The organism is Pseudomonas sp. RP-B7 (assembly GCF_059803535.1).
Window position 1 is genome coordinate 15,551 of sequence record NZ_JAPFHC010000048.1, and the last position, 16,242, is coordinate 31,792.

The window sequence follows — 16,242 nt, forward strand, 5'->3', positions numbered from 1 at the left end:
CTGGGGGATTGGCGGCGACAGTGCCAGCATCATTGACGACGGGAATAACTCACTCCACCGCCCACCAGCGCGGCAACAACTGGCGCACCCGCGCCTCGCCGAAGCGGTCGTCGATCAACATCACCACGCCCTCGTCCTGCTGGCCACGGATCACCCGCCCGGCGGCCTGCACCACCTTTTGTAGCCCAGGGTACAAATACGTGTAGTCGTAACCGGCGCCAAAGATCGTGGCCATGCGCTGCTTGATCTGTTCGTTGACCGGGTTCAGTTGCGGCAGGCCCAGGGTGGCGATAAACGCACCGATCAGGCGCGCACCGGGCAAGTCGATACCCTCGCCAAACGCACCGCCAAGCACGGCAAAGCCGATGCCCTGGCTGTGTTCGGTGAACTGCTCGAGAAATGCCTGGCGCTCGGCCTCGGCCATGCCGCGCGATTGCAGCCACAGCGGGATCTGCGGGTGGCGTTCGGCGAGCAATTGCGCGACCTGTTGCAGGTAGTCAAAGCTGGAAAAAAACGCCAGGTAGTTGCCCGGCCGCTGCGCGAACTGCGTGGCGATCAACGCGACGATGGGTTCCAGCGAGGCCTGGCGGTGCACGAAGCGCGTGGAGATCTGATCGACGATGCGCACCTTGAGTTGCGCGGCCTTGAACGGCGACTCCACGTCGATCCACGCGGTGTCCGCCGGCAGTCCCAGCAGGTCGGCGTAGTAGTGGCGCGGACTCAGGGTCGCGGAAAACAGCACACTGCTGCGCGCCGCGGTGAGCCGTGGGCGAATGAACTCGGCGGGGACCACGTTGCGCAGGCACAGGGTCGAGCTGCTGCGCTTGCCGCTGTGTTGGCGTTTGCTGATGTCAAAAATGAACTGTTCATTGAACAGCTCGGCGACCTTGGCAAATTGCAATGCGTCGAAGTAGAAGGTTTGCAACTCGCCGCTGAGGGCTTGCGGGTGGTCGTTGAAATAGTCCCCCATGGCGCTGGTACACAGGCCCAGGGCGTGCAGAAATTTGTCTGGACGGCTCGCGTAGGCCTGGTAGGGCGCGAGCTGGTCCTTGTGCAGCGCATTCCATTCGCGGTTCAGGCGTTGCAGGGGTTTGTTCAGCGGCTCGGGCGCACTGTCGCGCAGGGTCTTGAGGTGGTATTGGTCAAGGCTGGCGCTGTACATCGAGCGGGCGCGCTCCACCAGGTTGTGCGCTTCGTCCACCAGCACCGCCGCCCGCCACTGGTTGAGCTGGGCCAGGCCGAACAGCATGGCGCCAAAGTCGAAATAGTAGTTGTAGTCGGCGACGATCAGGTCAGCCCAGCGCGCCATTTCCTGGCTCAGGTAATACGGGCACACGTCGTGGGCCAGGGCCACCTCGCGCAGGTTGCGCTGATCCAGTTGGCGCACCTGCGAAGCGGCACTGCGGGCAGCGGGCAGGCGGTCGTAGAAGCCTTTGGCCAATGGGCATGAATCGCCGTGGCAGGCTTTGTCCGGGTGTTCGCAGGCCTTGTCGCGGGCGACCAGTTCCAGCACGCGCAAGGGCAAGTCCGGGTGGCTGCGGTGCAGCACATCGGCGGCGTCGAGGGCGAGCTTGCGCCCCGGAGTCTTGGCGGTGAGGAAGAACAGCTTGTCCAGTTGCTGCGGCGCCAGGGCCTTGAGCAGCGGGAAGATCGTGCCGATGGTCTTGCCGATGCCCGTGGGGGCCTGGGCCATCAGGCAGCGGCCGGTGGTGACGGCCTTAAAGACCGTCTCGGCAAGTGAGCGTTGGCCCGTGCGAAACCCGGCGTGCGGAAACCCCAGGGTTTGCGCGGCGCTGTTGCGGGCGGCGCGGTGCTGCATTTCCTGCTGGGCCCAGCCGAGGAACAGCGCGCACTGGGCGTTGAAGAAAGTCTCCAGTTCGGTGGCGGTATAACGTTGGTGCAGTAACGTTTCGCCCTCGCCGACAATGTCGAAGTACACCAGCGCCAGGTCAATGTCCGTCAACCCAAGCTTCTGGCACATCAGCCAGCCATACACCTTGACCTGGGCCCAGTGCAGTTGCCGGTGGTTGGCAGGCTGGGCATCGAGGTCGCCGCGATAGGTCTTCACTTCCTCCAGGCGGTTGGCGTCCGGGTCGTAGCCGTCCGCCCTGCCCCGCACCGTGAGCTGCTGGTACTCGCCCTCCAGGGCGACTTCATGCTGGTAATGCGCGTTGCGCCGCGAGGCGACGGTGCGATGGCCGACGATACCTTCCTGGGCGCTGGGCGACGGCGTGAAGCGTAGGTCGAGGTCGCCGACCTTGGCCGTGAACTCACACAGCGCCCGCACTGCCACGTTGTAGCTCAAACCGACGGCTCCGCCCAGCGCACGTAGCAGACGGTGACCGGCATCTGGTGTTCGGCGCAGAACTCCAGCCAGCGCAACTGGTTGTCCTGCAGGCGGTCGCCGGGGCCTTTGACTTCGATCATGCGATAGGTGTTTTGCGCGGGCCAGAACTGGATCAGATCCGGCATCCCGGCGCGGTTGGCACGGATGTCCAGCAGCAGGCGCTCGAACCAGTGGCGCAAATGCGCGGCGGGAAAGCACGCCAAGGCCTGTTCCAGCAGTTCTTCGTTGAGCAGGTTCCAGAACACGAACGGCGACTGGATGCCCCACTTTTCCTGGTAGCGCTGGCGGATCGTGGCCTTGTAGCGCTGGTCCTGCAGTTGCGCGAAACAGGCTGCGAACAAGTCGGCACGGCGCTGATGGAAGTCTTCGCTGTGCAGGTCCGCCGGCCCGCGTTGGAACGGGTGGAAAAACGAGCCCGGCAGCGGCGCGAAGATCGCGTCCCAGCACAGCAGGCCAAACAGCGAGTTGATCAGGCCGTTCTCGACGTAATGCACCGGCGCGTCGGGCTCGTTCAGGTGTGCCTGTACGCTGGCTTCCACCGACTCCAGAGCCTGCGGCAGTGCCAGGTCCAGGCGCGTGACCTCGCGTGGCTTGAGCCTGGGCAGCGCCGGTTCGCCCAACTTGCGCCGCAGACGTGGCAGCACGCGCAGCAGGTGCTGTTGCTCGGCGGCACTTTCCGGGGTTTGTTGCGCGGCACTCGCCAGGGCCATGGCCTGGGCGTAGTCCTCCTGGCGTTCCAGCACGCGGATCAGCCGCGCACGCGCGCCAGGGTAGGCGCAGGTGCGGTAGATCTGTGCCGCCAGCGCCAGCTCAGCCAGGCGTTCACAATGCTGCCCGAGCAGAAACAGCAGCTTGGCCCGACGCCGTTCCAACCAGGGGTTGTCGGTATTGAGGGCGGTAATGCGCGTGCGTATGTCCTCGATCGGCTCACCGGCCTCGAAGGCTTGCTGGCAGCCATGCAGGAACAGGAAACCCTGCACGTCATCACGGCTGCGCAAACCGCGGGATTCGGCGCAGATCTCGACTTTTTCATAGGTGTAGATGCCCAGGTCCGCCAGCACGAATTCGGACCAGTCCTGATACAGGTTGCCGAAGAACATCAGGCGCAGGCGGTCACACAGGTCCATCACTGTGAGGCTGTACAGCGTGTCGGGAAGCGCGGGGCACCACTGGGCAAAGCTGCGGCTCTCGGGGAACTGCGCCGCCAGGCCTGCCAGCCACTCGACTTTGTTGGCCTTGGGCTGGTCGATCCACGGCTTGAAGGCATTGAGGATCTCGCCTTTTTGCAGCAAGGCGAACAGCTCTTCAAACGCCAGCGGTTGCTGGTCGTTTACCCACCCCAACTGCAACAGCGGCTGCGCGGCGGCGTGGGTGCAACCGATTTCCAGATAATTGAGCTTGCCCGCACGAAAATGCACGCCCTTGCGCATGACCATGCGCACCAGCAAGGCCTGGGACGCCTGGGGCAAGCTGTCAAATTGCTGAATGAACTGCGTTTCGTCAGGGTCGAGCAGGTCGGCATAGCGTTGCCCCAGCCATTGCAGGACCTGACGGAAGTTTTGCAGGTAATAGAGCGGGTCTTCGAGGGGGTTGGCCATGGCACATAGAGGTCAAATACTGGTTATGCATACAGAGTGCCGTCGCAAACGGCTTGTTGCAATCGGTAATAGATAAATGGCTCACGCAACTTTTTGTATAAAAGTGATCTGATGGGGAAGTCGATGGCGTAAAATTTGTCGCCCGCAGCCTCTGGCGTGGGACTTTTCAAGGTTAAAGGTAAGGGTTATGAACATGAAGAATTTGGGTCTTCCCCTGGTTGCACTCACTTTTCTGGTATTGGCCGGTTGCGCGACGCAAACCGTAGTGACGCTGCAAAACGGCACGCAGTATTTGACCCAGGACCTGCCAAAAACCAACACCGCCGACGGTTTCTATGAGTTCACTGACATCGCCGGCAAGCGTGTGCGGGTGAAGGCTGCGGATGTGGCCACAGTCATCAAGGAAAAGTAATTCTGCGGAGCCGACCGCGAATATTTGCGGAGCGGGCTTGTGTGGGAGCGGGCTTGCTCGCGAAGGCAGTCGGTCAGTTGGTATATATGGCGACTGACACGCCGCCTTCGCGAGCAAGCCCGCTCCCACAGTTTCAAGGCATTCCAGCTTTAGCTGATCACCATCTCCTCTCCCGTCCAGCCGCTCACGCCGACCAGCGTGACCGAATCCGCACCCACACTGATCATCGTGTCCCCACCCTGCTCCCGGTATTGCACACTGCCCTGCACCTCCTTGAACAGCAGCGTGTCCGTCGCCTGATAGCCGATCACCCGGTCCTGGCCAAACTGCCCGCTGAACAGAAAGGTATTGTGCCCACTGCTGTCGCGAATCGTGTCATTGCCCTTGCCCCCCTCGATAAAGTCCGCGCCCTTGCCGCCCTGGATCAGGTCGTTGCCGTCGCTGCCAATGATGAAGGTATTGCCCTTGTGCGGTTCGGCGTTGCGGTTGAGGTCCTGCACCCAGGTGGTGGCGCGTGCCGGGTCGGATAGGTTGGCGACGATGACCGTGGAATCACGGGTCATCTGCTCGTAGAAGCCCGATTCAACGACCCGTGTCAGCCCGTCGCCATACCCGGTGGGCAGATGGGAGATCCAGGTCGGCAGGTTGGTGATGGAAAACGGCAACACATTCCACGGGGTCGAGGCGTAGTGGTCGTTGAAGCTGACGATATTGTCGGTGCTCGACTCATGGGGCTTGTCATGCACGCCGAGGGACGACAGGTTGAACGATGAGCCGTCCAGCGCGCGGAACACCGGGTCATTTTCGTAGCCGATATTGAGCACCTTGTCGCCGCTGCTTTGGGTCGGCGAGGCGTAGGCTACGTAATTGGCGTCCTTGTAGAACCCTGACCACTGACTGCCGCTCAAGTCGGCCATGCTGTTGACCGCCAGGCCGCCCAGGCTATGACCGCTGACCAGCACATCGGCGCCGTGCAGGCCATGGGCACTGGCGTAGTCGGCAACATTTTTGAGCAGCCCGCCAAATGCCTCACCGGCGTAGTTCTTCGCATAATCCTTGGGCCCCAAAGCGGCCAGCAGGTCACTGACCAAATCGCCGATGGAGTCGCTGATCAGGCTTTCCCGTGGCCCGGACGTACCGCGAAAGCCGATGCCGATTTCGAGCAATTTGCCCGCGTCATCGTACTTGCCCAGCACCTCGACTTGCGCCGTGGTGTAGCCGGCCTTTTCCCCAAAGAATGTGCCACGCGCATCAACCTTGCCGGCGTAGCCCAGGGCGCTGGCGCTGATGGGTGTCCAGCCGGCCTTTTGCACAGCATCCAGGGCGGCCTTTTCCGAATCCGGGTTCCACGGGATGCCTGGAATCACCCCCTGGGAATCGCTGCCACCGAGCAGCGCGCCGACCAAAGTGGCGGGCAAACCCCAGCCCAGGCCGTTGTGCTGGTAACCCACGGCAAAGCCGTTATCCAGGTTGTGATAGCTGTACAAGGTGATTGCCATGGCGTCGGCGAACAACGCCTTGGAACCCTCGGGTCCGAGGTTTTTGTAATCGAAGATACCCATGCTGATGCCTCTTTTTGTTGTTGGAATGCGCGAGATCGGCGGTCACCGTGGCGCCGGCCCAAACGCCTCATCCACCTTGGCCAGGTCGGTGTCACGCAGGTTGCCGGCGTAGTAATGCAATTTGGTCCAGGCCATCAGGTAGTCGTAGCGCGCCTGGGCCAGGTCGCGGCGGGTGCTGTAGAGCTGCTGCTCGGCGTTGAGTGCGTCGAGGTTGACCCGCTCGCCACCGAGGATGCTTTGCTTCGTCGACACCACCAGCGCTTCGGCCGAGACCAGGGCCTTCTGGTACGCACGTAATTTGCTCACCCCCGACAGGCACGCACTGAACTGGCGCCGCAGCTCGATCAGGGTTTCGCGGGTCTTGCCCTCCAGTTCGTACTCGGCCTGCTCCATGGCGCGGCTGGCCTGGCGGGTGGAGGCGGCAATACCGCCACCGGCATACAGCGGCAGGCTGACTTCAATGCCAATGGTGTTGGTGTCGTAGCGCTGGTTGTAGGTATTGCCGCTGTCGGACTCCTGCTGGCGCGAACTGGCATACGCCGTGACTTTGGGCAAATGCCCGGCGCGGTTGCGTTCCACTTCATAACGCGCCACTTCCAGGGCCTGGCGCTGGGAGGCCAGCGTCGGGTTGTTGCTGACAGCCAGCGCATGCCAGGTGTCGTAGTTGGCCGGGCTCAGGGTGAACGCGGCGAAGCCTTGGTTCAGCGGCGCCAGGTCGTTGATGTTGACGCTTGGCACACCGATCAACGCGCCCAGTTCGCGCAAGGACGCGTCCTGCTCATCCAACGCCTGGATCTCTTCGGCGCTGGCCAACTCGTAACGGGACTCGGCTTCGAGAATGTCCGTGCGCGTGCCCTCACCCCGCTCGAACAAGTGGCGGTTTTGCTGGAACTGCTGCTCGAAGGCCTTCTTCTTGGCCCGGGCAATGTCGATCTGGTCCTGTGCGAACAACGCCTGGGTGTAGTAGGACAACACCCGCACCAGCAACGCCTGGCTCTTGTCGCGAAAACTCTCGTCGGCAAACAGTGCCTGGGCCACGCCCTTGCGGTAGTTGGCATAGGCTTCGTAGTCGAACAGCGGCTGTTGCAGGCTGAACGTGGAGCCGTAGCTGTTGTAGTTGCGGTCATCGTGATAGTTGCCGCCACGGCCATCTGGCAAGGTGGCCTGGGAGTTGTTGCGCCCCTTGTTGTAGTTGTACGACAGCTTGGGCAGCAGGCCGGCACGGCCGATGGTGCGATTCTCCAGGCCGGCGTCGCGCTCCTTGATGGCGCCGAGGAACACCGGGTCGTTGCGCAGGGCCTGCTCGTACACGTCGAACGGGCCCATAGCGGCGTGGGCAGTGGTACAACTGAGCAGCAAGGCGATAAACACCGCTTTCATGTTTATTCCTCGGTCAATGCGGAGCCGGCGCGATCCAGCAGCGGCTTGAACAGGTAATTGAGCAGCGAGCGCTCGCCGGTACGCACGAACATTTCGGCGGGCATGCCGGGCTTGATCACCAGGCCGTGGAGTTTCTCCAGCGCCAGCTCGCTGACCGTGGTGCGCAGCACGTAATAAGGCGCGCCGGTCTTTTCATCGAGCATCTGGTCGGCCGAAATCAGGCTGACCTGCCCGGGCACCCGTGGCGTGCGGCTCTGGTTGAAGGCGGTGAACAGAATGTCGACCGGCAGTTGCGTGCCAACCTTGTCCACCAGATGCACCGGCAAGCGCCCTTCGACTTCCAGGCGTGTGCCCTGGGGCACGATCTCCAGTAGGGTTTCACCGGCGCGCACCACTGCGCCGACGGTGTGCACGCTGAGGTTGACTGCAATCCCATCGGCCGGCGCGTTGATCTGGCTGTGTTGCAGGTCGAACCCGGCGGACGTCAACTGCTGCTCCAGGGTCAGGCTGCGCAGTTGCGCGTCGGCCAGTTGGCTACGTACCTCTTTCTGGTATTCCTCGCCGTGCTGCTGCAATTTCAGACGCGATTCTAGGATGCCCTGCTCGACCCGGCCGCTTTCGCCGCTGTTTTGCGCCAGGTCCTGTTGCACCTGGGACAGTTGGCGCTGGTACTCCAACAAGCGGTTGCGCGGGATGTAGCCGTTGTCGGCCAGGGGTTGCAGGTTGGCCAGCTGATCGCGCAGGGATTGCGCCTGGGCCGTCAGGTCACTGCGCGCACGGCGCATGCCGCCCAGCTGCGCGGTGGCACCCTCGATGTTGGCGCGAATCCCGGCCTGCTCGCGGGCAAAGGCTTCGCGGCGGCTGCTGAACAGTTGGCGCTGGCCTTCCAGGACCAAGGCCAGGGCCGGGTCGGGATTGCTGCTCAGTTCGGCCGGAAAAACGATGCCGGGGCGGTTATCGCGCTCGCTCTGCCAGCGCGCCACGCTGGCCCAGGCCATGCGGTATTGGGCTTGCAGCGATTGCACGTCAGCCTGGTGTTGGGTCTGGTCGAGACGAAACAGCGGCTGGCCTTGTTTGACCGCCTCGCCCTCACGCACCAGAATCGCGCCGACCACGCCGGGGCTGAGGGTTTGCACGGCCTTGCGCTTGCCCGACACCACCACCGTACCCTGCACCGGAATGCCCTGGTCCAGCGGCGCCAGGCTGGCCCAAAGGAAAAAACCGCCGGCGCCGAGCACTGTCAGCAACCAGCCCATGCGCACAAAAAAGCCGGCGTCGTGTTGTTCGTGGATCATGCTGGCATCCTCTCTTGAGGCGGTTGTTCACGCTGCCCGGACAACGCCCGCAGCACTTCCTGGCTGGGTCCGAACACTTGCAGCTGGCCGTCGTTGAGCACCAGCAGCTTGTCGGCCTGGGCCAATCCCGCCGAGCGATGGGTGACCAGTACCACGCTGCTGCCCTGGGCCTTCATCTGCACGATGGCGCTGGCCAGAGCCGCTTCGCCCTGGGTGTCGAGGTTGGAGTTGGGCTCATCCAGCACAATCAGCCGCGGCCCGCCGTACAACGCGCGGGCCAGGGCCACCCGTTGCTTCTGGCCGCCGGACAGCCCGCCGCCGTTGTCGCCCAGTACGGTGTCGTAGCCTTGGGGCAGGCGCAGGATCAGTTCATGTACCCCGGCTTGTTGCGCGGCTTTCACCACGAGCTGAGGGTCGGCCAGGCGAAAACGCGCGATGTTGTCGGCAATGCTGCCGCTGAACAGCTCGATGTCCTGGGGCAGGTAGCCGATGTGCGGGCCGAGGTCGTCGCGGTCCCAGCGGTGGATGTCGGCGCCATCCAGGCGCACCGTGCCCGCCAGGGTCGGCCACACGCCCACCAGCACCCGGGCCAGGGTGGATTTGCCGGAGCCCGAGGCGCCCAGCACACCCAGCACCTCCCCGGCGCCAAGGTTGAAACTGACGTGGTGCAGCGTCGCCACACGCCGCCCCGGCGGGCCCGCGCTGACCTGTTCGAAACTGACCTGGCCGTTGGGCGCCGGCAACTTCATCGGCTCGACGGCCTCCGGGCTCTCGCGCAGCAACGCATCCAGGCGCTGGTAGGCCAACTTGGCCGAACTCCACTGTTTCCACACCGCAATCAACTGGTCGATGGGACTGAGCACCCGGCCCATCAGGATGGAACCGGCGATCATCATCCCGGCGGTCATGTCGCCCTTGATCACCAGCCAAGCGCCAAGCCCCAGAACCAACGATTGCAGGCACAGGCGCAGGGATTTGCTCAGGGAAGTGATTACCGCACCGGTGTCACTGGCCCGATTCTGCAGGCCGAGAAATTGCGTATGCACGGCAAACCAGCGCTGACGCAACGCGCCGAGCATGCCCATGGCCTGGATAGTCTCGGCATTGTGCAAATGGCTGGTGGCCAGTTGCGTGGATTGCTGCGAGTAACCGCTGGCCTCGCCCAACGGCTTTTTGGTCAGGTATTCGTTGAGGCACGCCAAGCCGATCAGCAACAGCGCACCGGCCGTGGCCAACACGCCAAGCCAGACGTTGAACAGGAAAATCACCAGCAGATAGATGGGAAACCACGGCGCATCAAAAAACGCGAACAACGCGGGGCCGGTGATGAATTGGCGGATCTGGGTCAAGTCGCCAAGGGATTGCCCGGCGTGCCCCTGGCCGCGGTGCAGGTTGCGTTCAAACGCGGCCTTGTAGACGCGCAAGTTGAAACGCCGCTCCAATTGGCTGCCGATGCGGATCACGATAAAACTGCGGATCGCCTCCAGTGTGCCAATAAACACAAAGAAGCCCACGACCATCAGTGTCAACATCACCAGGGTGGTTTCATTCTGGGAGGACAGCACGCGGTCATACACTTGCAACATGTAAATCGACGGCACCAGCATCAACAGGTTAATCAATGCCGTGAAACAGCCAACGCTGATCAAGAGGTTCTTGTATTCACCCAGCGCTTTGAATAAAGGCGGTGTGGCCATGTCTTCCGATCTCACTTGAACCAAACAATAAGCAATAGTTGCCCGCACCCCGAATAACGGAGCGGCCAACTAATAAAATCAAGTTATAGGCTTATAACCAACAACTAAGGCATGCGCTGCAACAGCACCTCGGTGCCTTGGGCGGTGCGACCTTTATATTCACCCTCTTTCTGTCGGTTCAAATGGGTAATCCCGGTGCCGTCGGCATTCATCAGCCAGATACCGTCCGGGGTCGGCAGCCAGGTCTTCGGATGGTCGCCCAGCCACTGCGCGGCGCATTCAACGTCGCCAGCCACGGCATTGGCGGCGACCACCAGGTCCAACGCACACACCTGGTCCTGCTGGTGCAACTGCCAGTGTCCGGCCAATTGGGCGCTGCTGGGTAAAACAAGACTGCTCGCCATCACGTGGGCTCCTGCCGATACAAACGTCGCCAGCAATACGCGGGCGATAAAGGGGGTAAAACGCTGCATCTTGCTTATGCTCCATGGGCAAAGCGCGGCGCCGAAACGCCGCGCTCCTGCATCACGCCACGATGTCGCTGACGGCCGCCTGGCCAACGGTGGTGACGAGGAAATCCGCCACGCCGTGCCCGGAGAAGTCTACCGCCAAGGTGCCCAGGTTGCTGCCAGAAGCGTAGGACAGCACCGCGTCGCCGGCATGCCCGGTAAACGCGTTGACGAAGGTCAGGCCTGCGCCTTTGGTGATACCGGACAGGTCGATCTTGTCCGAACCCGAGGTGAAGTCAAAGATCTTGTCCGCCGCCCCCGGCCTGGAGTCGGAGCTGGCACCGAACACAAAGGTGTCGTTGCCCGCACCGCCCCACAGTTGGTCGGCACCGCCGCCGCCGTAGATGATGTCGTTGCCGGCACCGCCCTTGATCACGTTGGCCGCGTTGTTGCCGATGATCAGATCGTTGCCGGCGCCACCGAAGGCATTCTCCACGGTCACGCCCTTGGCGATGGAGACGTTGCCCACCAGGCCGCCAACGTCGGAGAACGAGGCTTCATTGAGGTTGATCTTCTGGTTCTGGGTGAAACCGGAGAAGTCCAGGGTGTCGTTGCCGCCACCGTCCCATACCGAGAACACCAGCTTGTCGGCGTTGGAAGTGGCGCTGAGGAAGTCACGCCCGGTGTTGGAGTTGAAACCGTAGGTGGTGTCGCCGGCGCGCGTGTTGTAGTTGGCGCCGTAGAGCTTCTGGATCGCGGCGATGTCGTCGATCAGCGGGCCGGAAGCGTAGGCTTCGACGCCGCCTTTGCTGAAGTTCTGGTTGGTATTGCTCTCGCTCCAGTAACTCATGACGCTGTAGCCGCGCGTGTCCTGTCCGTAGGACGCGTCGTTGTAGGTCGGTGCGCCTTCGCCGGCGTTGTAGTCGCCGGGATGCGCCAGGCCCAGGGTGTGGCCGATTTCGTGGGTCAGGGTCTGGCGGCCATAGTTGTTCAGGTCCGGGGTCTTGTTTGGCGTGTAGCTGCTGTTGGTCAAGTACCACGAGGTGCCGTCGTAGCCTGCGCCGGTGCCGGGCAGGTAGGCGAACGCCGCCGCGCCGTCCTGGCCGCCGCTGTAGTTGCCGAAGGTCATGTGGGCATCGCCGCCGCTGGCCTTCTCGGTGAACGTGACGTTGGCCACATCCGCCCAGGACTGCATGGCCAGGGCGGCCTGTGCTTTCTGCTGGGCGCTGAACTGGCTGAAGCCGGAGATGCCATGTTTGTTCATGGTGCTCGACGACGCCGAGGTCAGGAAGGTGTAGGTCAGGTCGATCTTGCCGTTGCCGTCAACGTCCCGGTACGCCGCACCGTCGCGCAGCAGCTGGGTGGCGGCCTGGTCGACGGAGTAGGACGGTTTGCCATTGACCGTGAGGTTGCCACCACGGTCATACAGATGGCTGAAGCTATCGATTTGCGAGTAAGCGGTGCTGGCTTGCGCCGCCGACACGATAGCCTTGTCTTTTACTTTTGACATAAACGTACTTCCTTGTTTGCAAGTGCATCAGTCTTTGATCGATAGGAACCCCGCGGGCGAGATCGTCCTATCACTCGCCTCTTTTGAAGGCGTAAGAAAACTGACACAACTTGAAATCTTTCGTCTACATCTATTTCCGGGGCAAAAAAGTACCCGGTAATTAGCGCCAGTAAGTTGCACTCCGTATTTGTTGGCCGGCGCTGATTTTGTCCGACAAAAAACACGCCGCACTTATTTAAATATTAAATAGGGCTAAAGCCGCCAACGTTTGGCGGCCGCTTAGTTAATGGATCCAATATATTGGCACGGTGTCATTAACGACATTAAACAGCCACTACTTGAACTAAAAGTTGTAGTTGTCCCGGATTACCGGGGCATACTCCAGCCGGTTTTATCCAATGCCGCCAATAGGGTTTCAGCGTGCAGGCCCGGCACCAGCACGCCGTCGTCGGTGTGCATGTCTTCGCCGGCCAGGATCGCGTTGATGATCGCCTCTTCCACGGCCTCTGCCGCCGCGCTGAACAGCGGCGAAATGTGATCGTTGTTGAGCATCTGCAACGACGTGCTCAGCGGCAGATCCTGGCGGCCGTAGTCAGCGGGCGGCAGGTCAGCGTTGCCAGTGGCAAACGCCAGGAACAGGTCGCCGCTGGAATCCTCGGTGCCGCCGCCGGTGCGCGCGATGCCGATGGACGCACGTTGCGCCAGGCGCTGGCATTGGTGCGGCAGCAACGGCGCATCGGTGGCGATGATCACCACGATCGAGCCCATGCCTGGCGTGCCGCGCTCGGCGAAGGGCGACGGGATTTGCAGCAACTGGCGGCCCACTGGGTAGCCATCGACCCGCAGTTCCTGGCGCTTGCCGTGGTTGGCCTGGACCAGCACGCCGACGGTCCAACCGCCCTGCTCTGCCGACAAGCGCCGCGACGCGGTACCGATGCCGCCCTTGAACTCATGGCAGATCATCCCGGTGCCGCCGCCCACCGCCCCCTCTTGCACCGGGCCGGTTTCAGCGCACTCCAGGGCCTGGCGCACATGCTCGGGCCCGACGTGCTGGCCCCAGATGTCGTTGAGCAAGCCGTCGTAGGTCTCCATCACCACCGGCATGCACCAATACACTGCAGGGTCCGCCAGGCGCTCGCGCTCCAGGGCGATCAGGCTGTCGCGCACTACTCCAATACTGTGGGTGTTGGTGATCGCCAGCGGCGTAGTCAGCAGCCCCGCTTCACGAATCCATTCCAGGCCCGTGGCATCGCCGTTGCCGTTGAGCACGTGATACCCGGCAAAACACGGCTGCTGGCGGGCCTCGCCGGCGCGTGGCTGCACCACCGTCACGCCGGTACGCACCTGTTTGCCGTCGACGCGGGTCTTGAGCGTACTGTGGCCAACCCGCACCCCCGGTACATCGGTGATGGCATTCAATGCGCCGGGCGTGCCCAGCCCCAACGTAATGCCCAATTGACGTGCACGCATAACCACTCCTTACAATTTCTGGAACGCCGGACTCAACCGGCCACTGATGCAATACAGAATCACCGACACAGCCAGCAAGCCGGCGATGATCATCACGTCGCGCACCGATGCCGCCGCGACCAGGGTCGCCAGCAGATACCCGGCGCCCAGCACGGCGAGCAATGCCGGCAAAGGCCAGAGCGGCATGCGGTAAGGGTGTTCGCGATCACGCAGCAACACCCGGCTCATCAACGCGCTCAACGCGACCACCAGGTACACCAGCATGATCAGCAGCACGCTGAACGAAGTGAGGTCGGCGAGGTTCGAGCTGAAACTCAGCAGTGCCGACGGAATCGCCAGGAACAGCGTAGCCAGCCACGGCGAATCCCAGCGCGGGTGAATGCGCGTAAACAGTGTGTTGATCCGCGGCGTCCACAGCGCATCGCGCCCGCTGCTGAAGACCACGCGGCCGATCTGGATCACGATGGCGACAATGGCGTTGAACACCGACAGGAAAATCCCCGCACTGACCAGCCGCGACAAGGTTTCATTGCCATGACTGGTCAGCAGGTAGCCGATGGGGTCCGGGCTGCTGATCATCGCACTCAGGGACGGCGCGCCGATCAGCAACGCGGTGATCGGCACCAGCTCGATCACGACCACCAGGCCCAGTGACCACAACACCGCCTTGTGCACGCCCTTGCCGCCGCATTTCATGTCTTCGGCCAGCAGCACCGCCGGGCCGTAGCCGTTGAATGAGAACAGGCCGATGCCCACCGCGCCGATCACCAAGGCCCAGGGCGCCAGGTGCAGCACGCCGTTCTCGACGATCTGCGGCTGGAACAGCACGCTGGCCGGCTGCATCGGGTTGCCGAAGCCGATAAACACGATCACCAGCAACGCGGCGACTTCCAGCAACAGGCAGGTGCCGGTGATCCAGGCGTTGAGCTTGATATTGAGGATGCCCAGGGCGTAACTGCACACCACGATGACCAGGGCGACGGTTTGTGAGTCGAATTTGGTACCCAGGGCGTTGTTCAAGTACGTCGCCGCGCCGGTGGCCAGCACCGGCGGGATAAACAGCAGCATTACCAATACCGTCAGGAACGTCGCGTAGCCCGCCATGCCGCCGAACACCCGCTTGGCATACACGTATTCGCCACCGGCGCTGTTGTGGGCACGGCCCAGTTCGGCGTAGCAGAAGGCAAACATCAGGGCGAGCAAAGCGGCCATCACGAATGCGAGGAACACGCCGCTACCCGCTTGCTGGATGGCAAACGGGGCGATCACAAACACGGAGCTGGCGGGCGTGACCGCCGAGACGGTAATGGCGACTACATCGAACACACTCAGCGTGGGCTTGAGCACGCCGTCTGGCGCGGGGGAAGCACTCATATCGTTATCCTCTGTGGTTGTTTTTGGTGTGAGGCAGAAACGAAAAATGGTGATTTATCGGGATATGTTTCCCGTTCAATGATGCCGACGTTATCGCTTGGGCCGTTGTCGGCCAATTCCCCTATTGGCGTACTCCCCTTGACGACACCCGGCAAAAGCCGAACCCTTGGCCGATCTTCTGCCCGTGGGAACCTGTGATATGAGCCTGTTCAGGGAAGTCGGCATGCACGCCGCACTGGGCCGCACGGTCGCGCACATCGGCACCGAGCGTTTCTGGAAACAGCTGGTGCTGTTGCTGCACCAATGCCTGCCATTCGATAACGCCCTGGCGATTTTCTACCCCAACGATGGCGCCCCCCAGGCCCTGGAGGAATACGACGCGCAGCCGAGCAGCAAGCCGGCGTCGATGCTGGTGTACCTCAATGGCTTGTATTTGCTCGACCCGTTTTTCCAGGCCTGTCGCGAGGGATTCAGCAGCGGCGTGTACCGCCTGGAAGAAGTCGCGCCGGATCATTTCCGCCAGAGTGAGTACTTCCTCAACTACTTTCACGACAACGTGCTGGAGGATGAGGTGCAGTTCATCCTGCAAGTGCCGGGCGCAGGAACGTTGTCCCTGTCATTGGGCATGCAGCGCCGATTCAGCGTTGAAGAAACCGGGCTGATGACCCTGCTGGCGGCGTGGGTGTTGCCGTTGATGCAGCAACATTGGCAGCAGAGCACACAGCGCGCGGCGCCGGCCATGGATAGCCAGATCCGCGATGCGTTGAGTCATTTTGGCAGCGGCGTGCTGTCGGAGCGCGAACTGGAAATCGCGCGCCTGGTACTGCGTGGGTTTTCGTCCAAGGCCATGGCCGAGCGCCTGAATATCTCGCCGGATACGGTAAAGGTGCACCGGCGACACTTGTACGCGAAGCTGGATATTTCGTCACAGCCGGAGCTGTTTTCGTTGTTTATCCAGTCGTTGGGGCATGATCTGGAAAACCCCTGAATCCGCGACTGCACAGAATCCAAGTGTGGGGTTTGCGTGGGGGATTCCATGGTTGAGGCGCAACCTCTCTGCCAGCAGTGCCACCGCCTTCGCAGCCTCGCTAAAGCTCGACAGCTCCCACAGGAGACTGGCAGTGCCTGGGCGATCTCCAGCCGAACAC

At 62.3% G+C, this 16,242-nt stretch carries 12 protein-coding genes; 2 read left to right on the forward strand and 10 right to left on the reverse strand.

Features of this window, described 5'->3' with window-relative positions; all coding sequences use genetic code 11:
- Positions 1 to 49 precede the first annotated feature (49 nt).
- Together OPU96_RS27565 and OPU96_RS27570 are read right to left on the reverse strand one after the other, a co-directional pair.
- A complete protein-coding gene (locus tag OPU96_RS27565) occupies positions 50 to 2,305 on the reverse strand; it encodes an ATP-dependent DNA helicase (RefSeq protein ID WP_498560101.1) in 2,256 nt (751 codons plus the stop codon).
- Positions 2,302 to 3,945: a VRR-NUC domain-containing protein gene (locus tag OPU96_RS27570; RefSeq protein ID WP_498560102.1), complete on the reverse strand. Its 1,644-nt coding sequence runs from the start codon at positions 3,943 to 3,945 to the stop codon at positions 2,302 to 2,304. The genes OPU96_RS27565 and OPU96_RS27570 overlap by 4 nt, the downstream gene beginning before the upstream one ends.
- 187 nt (positions 3,946 to 4,132) lie before the next feature.
- On the opposite strand from OPU96_RS27570, the gene OPU96_RS27575 reads away from it, so the two are divergent.
- Positions 4,133 to 4,357, forward strand: coding sequence for a YgdI/YgdR family lipoprotein (locus OPU96_RS27575; RefSeq protein WP_192300125.1), 225 nt, complete (start codon positions 4,133 to 4,135; stop codon positions 4,355 to 4,357).
- A gap of 149 nt (positions 4,358 to 4,506) precedes the next feature.
- Here the strand turns inward: OPU96_RS27575 and OPU96_RS27580 are convergent, their stop codons facing one another.
- The 8 genes from OPU96_RS27580 to OPU96_RS27615 form a co-directional block, all read right to left on the reverse strand.
- Positions 4,507 to 5,919, reverse strand: a complete 1,413-nt coding sequence (locus OPU96_RS27580) for a polyurethane esterase (protein WP_498560103.1) — start codon at positions 5,917 to 5,919, stop codon at positions 4,507 to 4,509.
- 42 nt (positions 5,920 to 5,961) lie between these two features.
- Entirely contained in the window at positions 5,962 to 7,299 is a 1,338-nt protein-coding gene (locus OPU96_RS27585; protein WP_305392703.1) for a TolC family outer membrane protein, read from the reverse strand.
- Between the two features lie 2 nt (positions 7,300 to 7,301).
- Positions 7,302 to 8,594 carry an HlyD family type I secretion periplasmic adaptor subunit gene (locus tag OPU96_RS27590; RefSeq protein WP_305392702.1) on the reverse strand — a complete coding sequence of 431 codons (1,293 nt, stop codon included), beginning with the start codon at positions 8,592 to 8,594 and terminating at the stop codon, positions 7,302 to 7,304.
- Complete coding sequence (locus OPU96_RS27595; protein ID WP_498560104.1) at positions 8,591 to 10,291, reverse strand: type I secretion system permease/ATPase; 1,701 nt, start codon at positions 10,289 to 10,291, stop codon at positions 8,591 to 8,593. Before OPU96_RS27595 ends, OPU96_RS27590 begins: the two co-directional genes overlap by 4 nt.
- A 104-nt stretch (positions 10,292 to 10,395) precedes the next feature.
- The gene (locus OPU96_RS27600) at positions 10,396 to 10,764 is read right to left on the reverse strand and encodes an AprI/Inh family metalloprotease inhibitor (RefSeq protein WP_498560105.1); all 369 of its coding nucleotides are present in this window, start codon (positions 10,762 to 10,764) and stop codon (positions 10,396 to 10,398) included.
- Positions 10,765 to 10,816: 52 nt separating this feature from the next.
- Positions 10,817 to 12,250 (reverse strand): serralysin family metalloprotease, encoded by a 1,434-nt coding sequence (locus OPU96_RS27605; RefSeq protein ID WP_192300131.1) that lies wholly within the window; start codon positions 12,248 to 12,250, stop codon positions 10,817 to 10,819.
- A 366-nt stretch (positions 12,251 to 12,616) separates the two neighbouring features.
- A complete protein-coding gene (locus OPU96_RS27610) occupies positions 12,617 to 13,720 on the reverse strand; it encodes a DmpA family aminopeptidase (RefSeq protein WP_192300132.1) in 1,104 nt (367 codons plus the stop codon).
- Positions 13,721 to 13,729: 9 nt separating this feature from the next.
- Complete coding sequence (locus tag OPU96_RS27615) at positions 13,730 to 15,094, reverse strand: APC family permease (RefSeq protein ID WP_192300133.1); 1,365 nt, start codon at positions 15,092 to 15,094, stop codon at positions 13,730 to 13,732.
- A 199-nt stretch (positions 15,095 to 15,293) separates the two neighbouring features.
- On the opposite strand from OPU96_RS27615, the gene OPU96_RS27620 reads away from it, so the two are divergent.
- The gene (locus tag OPU96_RS27620; RefSeq protein WP_192300134.1) at positions 15,294 to 16,082 is read left to right on the forward strand and encodes a helix-turn-helix transcriptional regulator; all 789 of its coding nucleotides are present in this window, start codon (positions 15,294 to 15,296) and stop codon (positions 16,080 to 16,082) included.
- Positions 16,083 to 16,242: the final 160 nt, after the last annotated feature.